The sequence below is a fragment of the Zunongwangia mangrovi genome, from assembly GCF_900112105.1.
In the GTDB taxonomy this organism is placed as follows: Bacteria; Bacteroidota; Bacteroidia; order Flavobacteriales; family Flavobacteriaceae; genus Zunongwangia; species Zunongwangia mangrovi.
On sequence record NZ_FOKV01000009.1, the window covers coordinates 33,114 to 48,175 of the forward strand.

Genomic DNA, 15,062 nt, shown 5'->3' on the forward strand with positions numbered 1-15,062 from the left:
AAAAATATGCTGGCATAGGAATTGACACCATTAAAAAGCAACAATTTTAATCGCCTGGAATCTAGTATTTGCAGGCGTAGAGGTCTCAAAACAAATTAAAATAAACAAACTGCAATGACAGTTTGACTATTAAAGATAACTTATGGCTAAAACAAAGTTCACGGATATTGACAGTTTGTCATTACAGGGTATAAATGAAGATGCAGAGTTGATACCGTTAATGACGCCTGAAGATGAAGAGGAAATAAATAAAGAAAAATTACCCGAAAACTTACCAATATTACCTTTAAGAAATACGGTTCTTTTCCCGGGAGTAGTGATTCCTATCACTGCTGGAAGAGATGCTTCGATCAAGTTAATTAACGAAGCAAATAATAATGAAAAGATCATTGGTGTTGTTTCTCAAAAAGATGAAGAGGTAGAAAATCCAGGGATTAAAGACATTAATAATATTGGTGTTGTAGCTAGAATTCTTAGGGTTTTAAAAATGCCCGATGGAAATACAACAGTGATCATACAGGGTAAAAAGCGTTTTAATATTACTGAAGTTACCCAGGAAGAGCCTTTTATGAGGGCAAATGTTGAAGAAATTCCTGAAACAAAACCAGATGCTGAAAATGAAGAATTTGGGGCAATAATCGATGCGATTAAAGATTTAGCGCTGCAAATTATTAAAAGCAGTCCTAATATACCTTCTGAAGCTTCTTTCGCCATTAAGAATATAGAAAGTAACTCATTACTAATCAATTTTGTGTCTTCTAACATGAATCTTTCTGTAGAAGAGAAACAAAACTTATTAGCGACCAACGATCTTAAGGAACGTGCTTTAGCGACCTTGAAGTTTATGAATGTCGAAAATCAGAAACTGGCACTTAAGAATGATATTCAGTCTAAAGTGCAGAGTGATATGAGTCAGCAGCAACGCGAATATTTCTTGCATCAGCAAATGAAAACCATTCAGGAAGAATTGGGTGGTGTTTCTCATGAAGATGAGATCGAAGAAATGCGCGTACGAGCTAAAGACAAGCACTGGAATGAAGATGTACAAAAGCATTTTGAAAAAGAGCTTTCAAAAATGCAAAGAATGAATCCTCAGGTAGCCGAATATTCCATTCAGCGAAATTACCTGGATCTGTTTTTAGATCTTCCCTGGGATGAATTCAGTAAAGACAAATTTGATCTTAAGCGAGCAAAGAAAATTTTAGATCGTGACCATTATGGTTTAGATGATGTAAAACGTAGAATTATAGAATATCTGGCAGTTTTAAAACTGCGTAATGATATGAAGTCTCCTATTCTTTGTCTTTACGGTCCTCCGGGAGTTGGTAAGACCAGTTTAGGAAAGTCTGTAGCCGAAGCTTTAGGGCGAGAATACGTTCGAATTTCTTTAGGTGGTTTAAGAGACGAAGCTGAAATTAGAGGACATCGTAAAACTTATATTGGTGCGATGCCGGGTAGAATTATCCAGAGTCTTAAAAAGGCGGGAACCAGTAATCCTGTTTTTGTTTTGGACGAAATCGATAAGCTAAGTATTGGTAATGCAGGGGATCCTTCTTCAGCATTATTAGAAGTTTTAGATCCGGAACAGAATAGCGAGTTTCACGATAACTTTTTAGAATTAGGTTTCGATCTATCTAAAGTGATGTTCATTGCAACCTGTAATAGTTTAAATACTATTCAGCCGGCATTACGTGATCGTATGGAAATAATAAATGTTACCGGTTATACGATCGAAGAGAAGATTGAAATCGCTAAAAGACATTTACTTCCGAAGCAATTAAAAGAGCACGGACTAACAAAAGATGATCTCAAAATTGGTAAAGCCCAGCTAGAAAAGATCGTTGAAGGTTATACACGTGAATCTGGTGTTAGAGCGCTAGAAAAACAAATTGCAAAAGTAGTTCGATACGGTGCGAAAAGTATCGCAATGGAAGAGGAGTATAATGTAAAAGTGACTAACGAAGATATTATCGAGATTTTAGGTAGTCCTCGTTTAGAACGTGATAAATATGAGAATAATGAAGTTGCTGGAGTTGTTACAGGTTTAGCCTGGACGCAGGTTGGCGGTGATATTCTTTTTATTGAATCAATTTTATCGAAAGGAAAAGGAAATTTAAATATTACCGGAAACCTTGGTAAAGTGATGAAAGAATCTGCTACCATCGCGATGGAATATATTAAAGCCAACGCGGATGCTTTAGGTATTGATTCAGGTATTTTCGAAAAACATAATGTGCATATTCACGTACCAGAAGGTGCTACTCCAAAAGATGGTCCGAGTGCGGGTATAACTATGCTTACATCTTTAGTGTCATTATTTACTCAGAAGAAAGTGAAGAAAAGTATAGCCATGACAGGAGAGATTACCTTGAGAGGGAAAGTGCTTCCGGTAGGCGGAATCAAAGAAAAGATCCTAGCTGCTAAAAGAGCTAGAATTAAAGAACTTATTCTTTGTAAAGAGAACGAACGTGATATAAACGAGATCAAAGAAGAATACTTGAAAGGTCTTACTTTTCATTACGTAAACGATATGAGCGAAGTAATTGATATCGCGATCACTAATGAAAAAGTGGAAAACGCGAAAGAATTATAATCACAAAACAATAGACAAAAAGCCTCGAAGATATTCGGGGCTTTTTTGTTTAAGCTATTTTCAAATCTCTATTTTTGTAGAAACTTTAACTAAATGACCAAAAAGATCACTATTGCCATCGATGGGCATTCTTCAACAGGAAAAAGTACGGTAGCGAAACAGTTAGCTAAAAAGTTAGGTTATATTTATGTAGATACGGGAGCAATGTATCGAGCAGTAACCCTTTATGCGATGCGCAAGGTGATAGTTACAAATGAAAAAGTAGATGAAGAAGCTTTACTAAGACATTTAGCTTTTATAAGCGTTAAATTTAAGTTTGATGAAGATCTTGGTTACGGAGTTGTTCATCTAAATAATGAAAATGTTGAGGAAGAGATTCGACTAATGGAAGTTTCTAATAACGTGAGCAAAGTTGCGGCTATTCCTCAGGTTCGTGAAATGTTGGTAGCACAGCAGCAGGAAATAGGTAAAGAAGGTGGGGTTGTAATGGATGGTCGAGATATTGGTACTGTGGTATTTCCTGATGCCGAATTAAAATTATTCATGACAGCCTCAGCTGAAAAAAGAGCAGAACGTCGCTATAACGAGCTGAAAGAAAAAGGAAATGATGTTAGTTACGAAGAGGTGCTAAAAAATGTACAGGAGCGAGACCATTTAGATTCTACACGGGAAACTTCTCCTTTAGTAAAAGCAGATGATGCTATCGAGATCGATAATTCAGATTTAAGTAAAGAAGAGCAGTTTGAAAAAATTCTTTCTCTAGTAAAAGAAAAAACAGACGCCTAAAATGGCCAAAATCGATACTACCTCTGAAGAGGGAATAAGTAAATCGGTACTTTATTTAATGTCGACTGGTGCAGGATTGGTGGTAGCCAACAATTATTACAATCAGCCTTTATTAAATTTAATGGCAAAAGATTTTGGAGTTTCAGAATCTGCTGTTAGTAATATTCCTCTTTTTACCCAACTCGGCTATGCTTTTGGATTACTGTTTATTATTCCGTTAGGCGATAAATTTCCGCGTAAAAAAATGGTAATGATCGATTTTGTATTCATTATCGCCAGTCTTCTAGTAATGGCCTTAGCGCCTAGCTTACCAGTTTTAGTGATTTCGGTTTTTTTTGTGGGATTTAGCTGTGTAGTACCGCAGGTTTTTGTTCCCATGGCCGCGCAATTAGCAAAGCCGGAAAAGAGAGGAAGCGCAATTGGGATTGTGATGAGTGGTTTACTCATTGGGATTTTGGGAAGCCGTTTTATAAGTGGTTTTGTGGGAGAGTATTTTGGTTGGCGAGTGATGTATTTTATCGCTGCCGGAATCATGCTTATTTTCTGGGGATTATTAAAGCTGAAATTACCTGAATTACAACCTAATTTTTCGGGATCTTATAAAGAACTTATGCAATCTCTATGGGGTTATTTTAAAACTGAATCTTCAGTACGATTAGCTGCGCTTCGTGGAGCCTTAGGATTTGCCGGTTTTAGTGCATTTTGGACCACTTTGGTCTTTCTTATGGAAGATAATTTTAACTACGGAAGTGGGGTAGCGGGTACTTTTGGCGTTTTAGGAATCGCAGGTGCACTAGCCGCCAGCTTAATTGGGAGATTGAGTAATAAAATGAATAAAAACAGATTGATCATTATTTCAACAATAGTAATGATCTTTGCCTGGGTAGTTTTTGAGTTTTCTGGGTATTCAATTATAGGGCTTGTTATCGGAGTGATTTTGGTTGATATGGGCCTACAATCTTTACATATTACGAATCAAAATATTATCTTTTCCAGAAATCCAGATGCAAGAAATAGGATCAATACTATTTATATGGTGGGTTACTTTATTGGTGGCGCATTAGGAACAACTACGGGAGCATATGCATGGGAGCTTTTTCAGTGGCAAGGAGTAGCATCTTTAGGCTTAATTTACAGCGTTTTGATCTTAATTTTTCACCTTCTTTTCAAGAAATCTTTACCTGAAGAAAATTAAGTTTTTAGTAGGTTTGAAAATATTAAAATTAGTTGTATTTTTGCACTCCTTTTTGGCAAAAGAACGGAAATGCAGAAGGGCTTGAAAATCAAAACGTAAAACATCTTCTTAGTTTTATTTTGCTTAAATGTTTCCGATAAACTTAGAATACAAATTTTAATCAGCAAATAATTATGGCTGAAGAAATCAAAGATCAGGATGTTCAGGACGTAGCGGGAATGGCTACAGCATCTCAACCAGAGGTAACTGAGCAACAAGCTAATCCTGAAAAATTCCTAAAAGAATTTAACTGGCACAATTACGAAGAAGGAATCGATCCAATCGCAGATGATAAGCTGGAAGAATTCGAGAAATTAGTAGAGGAAAATTTCGTAGACACTCTAGATGATGAGGTTGTAAAAGGAAAAGTAATTAATATTACTGATCGTGATGCAATTATCGACATCAACGCGAAAAGTGAAGGTGTAATTTCTCTTAACGAGTTTCGTTACAACCCAGATCTTAAAGTTGGTGATGAGGTAGAAGTTTTAATCGACGTTAGAGAAGATGCTACCGGTCAGTTAGTTCTTTCTCACCGTAAGGCTCGTGTTATCATGGCATGGGATCGTGTGAACAAAGCACATGATGAAGGTCTTATCGTTAATGGTTTTGTTAAGTGTCGTACTAAAGGTGGTATGATCGTAGATGTATTTGGTATTGAAGCTTTCTTACCAGGTTCTCAAATCGATGTGAAGCCTATTAGAGATTACGATGCTTACGTAGGTAAAACAATGGAATTTAAAGTTGTGAAAATCAACCACGAATTCAAAAACGTTGTTGTATCGCATAAAGCACTTATCGAAGCTGATATCGAAGAGCAGAAGAAAGAAATCATTGGTCAGTTAGAAAAAGGTCAGGTATTAGAAGGTACTGTTAAGAACATCACTTCTTACGGTGTATTCGTTGATCTTGGAGGAGTTGACGGACTTATTCACATTACTGATCTTTCTTGGTCTAGAATCAACCATCCAAACGAGATTGTAGAACTAGATCAAAAACTTAACGTTGTAATCTTAGACTTTGATGAGGCTAAGACTAGAATCCAGTTAGGTCTTAAGCAATTACATAAACACCCATGGGAAGCTCTAGATGAAGAGTTGAAAGTAGGTGATAAAGTAAAAGGTAAAGTAGTTGTAATCGCAGATTACGGTGCATTTATCGAAGTTGCTGAAGGTGTAGAAGGATTGATCCACGTTTCTGAAATGTCTTGGAGTACGCACTTAAGATCTGCTCAGGATTTCGTAAATGTTGGTGACGAGGTTGAAGCTCAAATACTTACTTTAGATCGTGATGATCGTAAAATGTCTCTTGGAATTAAGCAATTAACTCCAGATCCATGGACAGATATCACTTCTAAATATCCTGTTGGATCTAAGCATACAGGTGTAGTTCGTAACTTTACTAACTTTGGTGTATTCGTAGAGTTAGAAGAAGGAATCGACGGACTTATCTATATCTCTGATCTTTCTTGGACTAAGAAAATCAAACACCCATCAGAATTCTGTAATGTTGGTGATAAACTAGAAGTAGTTGTATTAGAATTAGATGTTGAAGGACGTAAACTAAGTTTAGGTCACAAACAAATCGAAGATAACCCTTGGGATAAATACGAAACTGAATTTGCTGTAGGTACAACTCATACTGCTGCAATTTCTGAAATCGTAGACAAAGGAGCTACTATCGATTTTAATGAAGATATTACTGCATTTGTACCACAAAGACACCTTGAAAAAGAAGACGGAAGTAAACTTAAGAAAGGTGAAACTGCAGAATTCCAGATCATTGAATTCAATAAAGAGTTTAAACGTGTTGTAGCATCTCACGCTGCTATCCACAGAGAAGAAGAGCAAAAAATCGTTAAGCAAGCTGCTAAAAAAGCCGCTTCACAAAACAACGACAAAACCACTATTGGTGATGTAAATGCAGACCTTCAGGCTCTTAAAGATAAAATGGAAGGAAAATAATTCTTTCAGTTTATAAGACTAAATACCTCCTTTTTCAAGGAGGTTTTTTTATATCTTTTTCTAAGTAAACAACTTACTTCAATTTATAATTCAGTATTTGTTTTTCCCCCTGAAAGCTTGAAACCAAGGTCATTTTTTTATCTTCAGTAGAAATCAACAATCTTTCATCTGTGACAAAATCATTAATATTTATGATATTTCCTTCCTTGTTGAACTCAAATCTTAAATAGGTTTCTCCGTTTTGTTTTTCAGTATAAAATTTCCCCTCAGCAGTAATTGTTTCAGTAGTTGTCATTCTTTTCTTTAAGAATGTGCTATCGGGTAATAATAGATAGCTTTCCTGCCATGCCATATTTAAGCCTTTTTGCAGCTTATTTTGAGATGGAAAATGCATTTGCACTAATTCCCATTTTTGAGGAAAATTATTAGCTGTGTGTAATTCTGGATAATCGGGCTTCTCGATATTGCACGATAATAAACTAAGAGATAAGATTAGCACTAACAGGTATTTCATGATTGATGATTTGATGTCTATCACTTAGATACCAAAATCATGAAATGGTTGCGTAAATAGTTAAAGTTTTCTAAAAAGAAGCTGATTAATTTTGTGAAGTATGATTTTGAAGCACGCTTTTTAAGCTTTCAATTGTTACAGGCTTTACGATATAGTTACTCACGTTATCGTATGATTTCGCTTTATTAATATCACCGGGATCGATAGAAGAGCTTACAATATATATTGTAATTACTTTTTTACTTTCGATCTTAATGAACTCTTCTAAAAACTCCCAGCCATCCATTACGGGCATGTTTAGATCGAGCAAAATTACATCGGGAAGTTCTTCTCCTGTTGAAATTACAGCATCCAGATGATTTAAAGCTTCTTTCCCATTATGAAAAACCATAAAGCCATTACAGAAATCAGCAAGTTCCATTATTTTTTTTGCACTAAAAACGAATATGGGATCATCATCTATGATGCAGGCAAGATCAATTTTCTTCATTCTTAAAAACTATTTTAAATATGGTTCCCTGGTTAACTTCACTTTCTACCTCGACCTTAGCTCCAATGGCTTCAATCTGGCTTTTTGTAATGAATAGCCCAATTCCTCTAGAATCTTTATGTCTATGGAAGGTGTTATACATCCCAAATAATTTGTGTCCAAATCGTTGAAGATCGATCCCTAGTCCGTTATCCTCAATATTCAGTATAATATTTCCAGTGGCAGCATCCTTTTCGGTAAACAATTTAATAAAACTTTTTCTTTCTAAAGAACGATACTTAATTCCATTAGTAATAAAGTTAAGCAAAATGCTATCTACATATGCTGGTATTCCCTGTATTTGAATATTCTTATCAATATCGAAATCAACCTTAACGTTCGCTTCTATGGCAAGTGCACTCGTATTTTCTACTGCGTTCTCTACGAAGTCTCGCAGGTTTAGATCGTTTAAATTTTCTTTTACTGAAGTATTTATAACAACAACCTCATTAAGATGTTCTATTGTTTCCCTAAGATTTTCACTAGCTGTGCCTAGTAGCTGTATTATCTGGTTCTCATTAAGTTCTGGATGTTCCACATTAAATAGTTCCAGTAAAGAAGAGAAGTTACTGGAATGGCTACGTAAGTTATGAGAAACAATATGCGCAAAATTCCTTAATCTTTGGTTTTGATCTTTTGTAACCTCTAAGAGATTTAAGATTTCGTTTCTTGCTTCTTTCAGGTCTGTAATTTCTAAGGCCGCATGCAAATAGCCAATTAATTCGTCATTTTCGAGGATTGGCGTAATAGTTAATAGAACTGGAATTTTATTTTTATGAATATCAACATAACTCCATTCTCTGGTCGTACTTTTTCGCTTTTTGGCTTCATAGATCAATGCTTCAAAATCCTTAATTTCTTTTTGAAATTCTTTATTAAGATCGTCTATTTTTTGGTCTAGTTCTTCTTGATCATGAAAAAGAAGTACAGATCTATTTTTAACTTCCTCAGGATTGTAGCCTAATAAATTCTTTGCACCCTGATTAAAATCGGTGATTAAACCTGTTTTGTCTGTTGCGATAAAGCTCACCTTTGTACTGGCAGCTAAAAGCGCTTTTTGATGAGCTAGGGTTTTATTAAGTTGCTGCTGTGCTAATTTACGTATGCTAATATTTTTTATTTGTGTGGTAATTAACAATGGTTCACCATGTCCATCCTTAATTAGGGAAGCAAATATGAGTACATAGATCTTTTTATGCTGTTTAGATCTAAATTGAAGCTCAATATGAAAGTGATCTTCTTTTTTATTTATTAACTGATTTACTTTTGCATCAAAAGCTTTTTGATCCTTTTTATCTACAAGATCAAATAAAGATCTTTCCAAAAGATCATTTTGATCATAATCCAAAATAGAGCAAAGACTATTATTTACTTTTAGAGGCTTAGTATTTAGATCGCAAATAGCCATTCCAATCGCTGCATTTTCGAAATTACCACGAAAAGTTTCTTCGCTTAATCGTAATTTCTCCTCGGCCATTCTAAATTCAGTAATATCATACATGGCAGCTACAGCACCTACTACATTACCATTTTCATCCTTTATTTGCGAACCGTTTACAGAAACGATCCTGTTTTTAGCATTATTCGGTTTTATTTGGATATCCTGATTGCTTGCTTTACCTGTTTTTAATATCTGTAAAAGCGGAATTTCCTCGGTTTTAAGGGAAGTTACACCATCTGCCTGGTACAATCCGTAATAATCTGAAAGTTGCTCTGGAGGAATGTTGGAGACTGGCAGGCCGTGCCATTCTTTCGTGGTTCTATTAAATAATTTTAGTTCACCATTTGCATCACAGGAAACAATACCTACCTCTAGCGACTCTAAAATAGTTTCTAAAAATTGCTTACGATCTTCACTTACTTTTTCAATCTCTTTTAAATGCGTTATATCTGAAGTGTGAAGGATGATTCCTCCAATTTTTTGATCGTTAGTGTACCAAGGGTTCATAGACCATTTTATATAGCGTTGCCTGCCAAAACGATCTGTAAATTCTTCTTCATCATTATGTAGAGACTCACCTTTTAATCCGCGTAAGTGTATTGCTTTCCATTCCTCCTTTACATCTGGAAAAATTTCGTAATGACATTTATTTTTAAGATCTATATTTTCTACCTGGTAATCCTGTAACCATTTTTTGGAAGTTACAATGTAACGCATTTTGGTATCGAACATGGCAATAGCCGTTGGTGCCTCTTCAATAAATTTCTGACTACGCTCTGTTTCTTTTTTCTGCTGAGTGATTTCCTCATGATAACCAGTCATCCATTCTGGCTTACCGTCTTCTGTCCAGCTTACTACTTTTCCACGATCTGCAACCCAAATCCAATGGCCTTTTTTGTGGCGCATTCGGGCTTCGGTTTTATAAACTTCGGTCTTTCCTTCAAAATGTTCGTTCAATATTCGCTGGCAACGATCTGAATCTTCCTTATTAGCAAGTTTATGCCAGGTTTCTACAGAAGTAGGCCTTAATTCTTCAAGATCGTAACCTAAAATTTTAGCCCATTGTGCATTAAATATAGTTTCACCTGTTTGCACGTTCCATTCCCAGACACCAATTGCTGTTCCTTCTAAGACATGCTCGTAGCGTTTAACTTGTTCCTGTAAATTGAGATCTGGTTTTTTAAATTTGGTGATGTCTTTTACTGCGGCAAGAATTCTTTTTTCTGAAGTTGAATTGTTAAAGCTAATGACATTACATTCTAGCCACAAAATGTATTTATGACTGTGAACAAATCGAACTGTAATTTTGTTATCTTCTAGATGGCAAATTTCTCCTGAAAGAATACGATCTCTAAATGCAATTTGATCTTCAGCAAAGATTAGATCTTTCCAGCTTTCATAAGTATCTTTAATATCGAAGCCTGAAGCATACCCAAGTAGTTCGAGTAGTTTATGGGAACAAAATAAGTGGTCACCGTTTTGGCAATTCAAAATGAAAAAACCATCTAAAGCATTGTGCTGTAAAAAGTCGAAATAATCTTTATTTACAGTTATAGCCTGGTATAATTCATCATTTAGATAATCGAAATTATCTGTTTTAGGGGCATTTATTATGTATTTAGGGCACATTATGTATTTATAGGGGCTTCAAAAATACATAAAATATAAATAATGTATTATTTTTTTAGGAATTATTTAATACCCTAGCTTGATTGTAATCTAATTCGAAAAAAGAAGCTCGATTTTTAAGGATACCACAAAACTACCATGCTTCTTTAAAGCCGTTTTCTAAAGCCTCATTATAGATTTCAGCATTAAATGTATATAGGTTTGGAGCTTTATGCGCGCCACCCTTTCTGGTTTCCTTCAATTTATTTAAAATACCGTATTTAGTCATTTTACGATAAAAATTTCCTCTGTTTAGTGGTTTATCCAAAATGATTTCATAAAGCCTTTGAAGTTCTGGCATCGTAAATTTTTCAGGAAGAAGATTTAATCCAACAGGACGATAGTTAAGACCTTTTCGAAGCTCTAGTAATGCGGTATTAAAAATATCTTCATGATCCATCATTAGTTGTGGTAGTTCGTGTACATTCTTCCATTCACAACGATCAGAAAGATCATCTACTTTTGGTTCTACCTTAGCGAAGTTAGTTAAAGCGTAATAACCAATGGATAAAAATCGTTGTTTATGCCAAAGATCATTAGGAAATTCATCAAAAAAGTCTTCATTTCGATTTATTTTACCAAAAGTTTTAAATTGGTTTAGGTAGATTTCCTTAGCTCCTGTACGTTGGTCCAAGATTCTGTAAGCGCCATCGTCTAGATTTTCGTCTTTCCATAGATATCCTCCAGGTAATGACCATTCCTCTTTATCCTTTAGTTTAACTAAAAGGACTTTTAAAGAAGAAGTATCAAATCCAAACACAACGCAATCGATAGAGATACTTGGTAAACTGTTTTCTTTGTTTAATTTTGAATCTTTGTCTAAGATTCTAGCTAACTCCGATTTCATTGAAACTTGTTTAATTATCAAAATTACGTTTAGATTTTAATAATTCAAACTTAATTTTGATAATATGTGAAATTATTTGGTAAGAAACGGAGTAAAATATAAAATATTTTATGTTTAACAAAACATTATGTGATTTTCTAATTTTTAATTATTCGTTTTTAAATGATAGATTAAACTCATTTTATCTATGATTTTGTGTTTTTTGTCGATAAATTGATATTTTTTGGAAGAAAAGTTTTATTTATTTGAAGTATTATTTTAATATTGTCGCGAGATGAAGCATTGAAATGTGATTTATCTTATAATATCATTCATTTTTGGTTAGGTTGGTATGATATTAGAAAACTGGTTAGTTGCGAAAACGGGATGCAAGTGCATCCCGTTTTTATTTGATATTAATTATTAATTCATTACAATTTGGCAATCGGGTAGGGAAGTGAATAAATTTTCTTTGTGTTCTTTCTTTATACTATAGATTCCCGTTAGTCCCATCTTCCTAAGATTTTTCATTTCACATAATAATCTGGTGCTTTCTAAAGGATTATTCCCAAGATCGATTACTTTTAAGCGATTCAAATTTTTAAAATGAACTGGTAGTACTACGATCTCTAGGTCAAAAAGATTTAATTCTTCTAGATTTTCCAGCCGTTCGATAGAAGCGGGAAGATTTGTAATAGGATTTTGACTTACATTCAAGATCTTTAGTTTATTCAGGCTTGTAAGAACCAAGGGGAATTCTTCAAAGTGATTTCTGCTGATATTGAGGTTTTCAAGCTGACTTAATTTCGATAAATTATCTGGTAAATTTCTAATATTGTTGAATTCCAGATTCAATATTTTTAGTCCGCTTAACATTGAAATTTCTTTCGGTAAAGCTTCGATGGAATTATGTTTGAGGTTTAGAACTGTTAAACTTTTCAAGCTTAAAATCGCCTTCGGAAATTCCTTTAAATGATTCTTTCTTAGTGAAAGATTTTTTAAATTACTATAGGAAGAAATATGCATAAGGATTTCATCTAAATTTGATCGTATAGAACCGTCAATTTCCAAAATTTCCAGGCTTTTCATTCCTTTAGGGATAGAAGCTATAGGATTAAAACTTATCGAAAGTTTCTTAAGTTTTGGTAGGTTAGATAATGATTCAGGTAAGCTTTCTAGAAGATTGTCACTCAAATTTAAGGTTTCTAGATCCTTAAATTCTGAAATAAACTCGGGCAGTGTCTCAAGATTATTAAAAGAGAGATCAAGTTCTTTCAGGTTTTTCAGGTTTCTAACTTCTTCTGGGATTTCAGAAAGTTGACGATTAGAAAGATCTAAAATTTTTATCTCCTTGGCAGATTCAATTGTAACCTGCAAAGGGCACATGTCAATCTCTTTGCCAAATAAATTTGGAAGAAAACAGGCACAAAATAGTGCGAGAAAGTAATATTTTTTCATAATGACGATCTTTAAATTAATAAATAGAGATTAATTCAAGCAGATTTGGGTGTCATTGTTTGGATTGAAAAAATGTAATAAGTTGAATTCTTCTAAAGATAGTGATTTTTTTTAAATATCTGGTTACTAATAACTTAAAAAAAATACTCCTCATAAAGTTCTAAAGGAAGATCATCTGGATCACTGAAGAAGGTAAATTTTTTGCCAGTGTGAGGATCTATGCGAATAGCTTCTGTTGCTACACCTTTTCTATTAACCTCTTTATCTTCAATAAGGTGTGTTTTGGACTAGATTTAGTTGGAGTGATATTTAGTTATCATAACTAGTTTTACTATATATCGGCAATTCTAGATATATCTTAATTTAAATATTGATCCAGTCTTTATACTTTAAATAGAATTTGAATATTATTTCTTTCCAATAATCAAATGCATATTAATAAAAAAAGGACTCTCTAAAGAGTCCCCAGTTAATTTTATATTTCACTAATTATCGTAATATTAAAAATTAATTTCGCTGCATAAATCACTATCGACGTCAAATTGATAATTAGTTGAGCTAATGAACTCTTCATAGGTATATGTTTGACCATCAAACTGAACTTGGAATTCGTAAGTATTTCCTGCCTCCATTTCGTAAGATTCTAATTTAAGGTTTTTAATAACACCATTAATCCATTGTGACTCTCCTTGCTTACGATATTTAATTGGATAACTAGCGATGTTCAAATCTACATCCTCACAGGGTATATTTATTGTAATAGTTAATAATTCACTTTCAGGTTCAGGTATTTCGATTGCAGGAGATTCTCCACAAGAAATGTTATCTATTGTTAGTGCTTCACCAGAAGTGTAAAGTTTTAATGAAATATTACTGCCTATTCCATTGTACGGTATTTTATTTATACCTGGGGTAAGGTTTTGCTCGATAATAGTATATACTCTTGTTTCAGAACTACCAGTAATTTCTAATTCAATTTTTGCCTGAATATTAGAATCAGTAGGATTATTTATTTCAAATATATCAGAACACACAGGTAATTCCGCAACTATAGAATAGTCTGTTAGATGGTTAGTATCAAAATTCGCATAAAACTTATTACCTGTTTTCGATACAGTAACATCTTTTTCGTAAACCCAAGTTCCATTTTCTATCTCGTAACTATAGATAGATAATTGATCTCCAGCTTTTATATTTCTTCCGGTTTGAGGGTTAAATAAATTTTGGTCAATTTCCATACTAATGTCTATAGAATTGCTAAAATCTTTCACCTCTTCATTATCAACATACATATTGATAGAAGTATAACTCATAGGTAGAAAAGATGTTTCTTCTGAAGCTCCATTTTTAAGAACCGTTTGCTTTGTAAAACCGCCAGGGAAAACCTTGGTTAGTTTTTCTGAATTAGCATCTACATCGATAATTTCTATGTTTACAGAGCTGCCTTTCAAAACTTTACCATTAGTATTCAAAAAGCGTGTTCCAGCTTTTACTTCTACTGTTCCACTTGTTCTTTTAGAGGAATTATCGCCAAATGTTATCTTTTTATTTTCTTTAAGTTCGCTCTCAGAAATTTCGGCATTACCAGATACAGCACTTACACCATCAGAATCTTTAGTTTTACTTAATAGATGAATAGGAACCTGCACAGTTTTGTTGTTCTCTGAAAAGTTAACTTTTACTATTGAATTTTGATATCCCGGAGCAGATGCAACAAATTTAAAACTCTTTACCTCATTAGACGCTTGCGGCCTATCAGCGGGGTTAAGAATAAGTATGATATTTCCATCAGATACTTTAAAGTTTTTTTCTCCAGCAGAATTTAATATTGAAGTGCCATAATCTGTCACAGGAGTTAGGGTAACATTTTCTGGATAACTACCATCTTCTAAATCTTTAATTTCTAATTGAGCAGTATATTCTAAAAAATTTACATCAAGCCCTAATTTAAAATCGTCTGCAATTTCGTTCGGCATTTTTTCACATGCTGTTGGAATCATAGCCACAGCAACTAACATCATTAATAACAATACTCTTCTCATTTCTAAG

Annotated in this window: 10 protein-coding genes; 4 read left to right on the plus strand and 6 right to left on the minus strand. The window is 33.9% G+C overall.

Annotated elements, in window-relative coordinates:
* The first annotated feature begins 142 nt into the window (after positions 1–142).
* The 4 genes from lon (at position 143) to rpsA (ending at position 6,577) form a co-directional block, all read left to right on the plus strand.
* Positions 143–2,593: an endopeptidase La gene (gene lon / locus BM201_RS15740; RefSeq protein WP_092544345.1), complete on the plus strand. Its 2,451-nt coding sequence runs from the start codon at positions 143–145 to the stop codon at positions 2,591–2,593.
* Between the two features lie 93 nt (positions 2,594–2,686).
* Positions 2,687–3,379, plus strand: a complete 693-nt coding sequence (gene cmk / locus BM201_RS15745) for a (d)CMP kinase (protein ID WP_092544347.1) — start codon at positions 2,687–2,689, stop codon at positions 3,377–3,379.
* A gap of 1 nt (position 3,380) precedes the next feature.
* Complete coding sequence (locus BM201_RS15750) at positions 3,381–4,574, plus strand: MFS transporter (RefSeq protein WP_092544349.1); 1,194 nt, start codon at positions 3,381–3,383, stop codon at positions 4,572–4,574.
* A 173-nt stretch (positions 4,575–4,747) separates the two neighbouring features.
* Positions 4,748–6,577 carry a 30S ribosomal protein S1 gene (rpsA, locus tag BM201_RS15755; protein WP_092544351.1) on the plus strand — a complete coding sequence of 610 codons (1,830 nt, stop codon included), beginning with the start codon at positions 4,748–4,750 and terminating at the stop codon, positions 6,575–6,577.
* 73 nt (positions 6,578–6,650) lie between these two features.
* Here the strand turns inward: rpsA and BM201_RS15760 are convergent, their stop codons facing one another.
* From BM201_RS15760 to BM201_RS15790, 6 genes are all read right to left on the minus strand, one after another.
* Positions 6,651–7,091 carry a hypothetical protein gene (locus BM201_RS15760; RefSeq protein ID WP_092544353.1) on the minus strand — a complete coding sequence of 147 codons (441 nt, stop codon included), beginning with the start codon at positions 7,089–7,091 and terminating at the stop codon, positions 6,651–6,653.
* Positions 7,092–7,176: 85 nt separating this feature from the next.
* The gene (locus tag BM201_RS15765; RefSeq protein ID WP_092544355.1) at positions 7,177–7,581 is read right to left on the minus strand and encodes a response regulator; all 405 of its coding nucleotides are present in this window, start codon (positions 7,579–7,581) and stop codon (positions 7,177–7,179) included.
* On the minus strand, positions 7,568–10,690 hold the full coding sequence (locus BM201_RS15770; protein ID WP_092544357.1) for a PAS domain-containing protein: 3,123 nt from the start codon (positions 10,688–10,690) through the stop codon (positions 7,568–7,570). Before BM201_RS15770 ends, BM201_RS15765 begins: the two co-directional genes overlap by 14 nt.
* Before the next feature lie 133 nt (positions 10,691–10,823).
* A complete protein-coding gene (locus BM201_RS15775) occupies positions 10,824–11,576 on the minus strand; it encodes an NUDIX hydrolase (protein WP_092544359.1) in 753 nt (250 codons plus the stop codon).
* Positions 11,577–11,978: 402 nt separating this feature from the next.
* Positions 11,979–13,013 carry a leucine-rich repeat domain-containing protein gene (locus BM201_RS15780; RefSeq protein WP_092544361.1) on the minus strand — a complete coding sequence of 345 codons (1,035 nt, stop codon included), beginning with the start codon at positions 13,011–13,013 and terminating at the stop codon, positions 11,979–11,981.
* A gap of 500 nt (positions 13,014–13,513) precedes the next feature.
* A complete protein-coding gene (locus BM201_RS15790) occupies positions 13,514–15,055 on the minus strand; it encodes a hypothetical protein (protein WP_139219259.1) in 1,542 nt (513 codons plus the stop codon).
* Between the last annotated feature and the right edge of the window lie 7 nt (positions 15,056–15,062).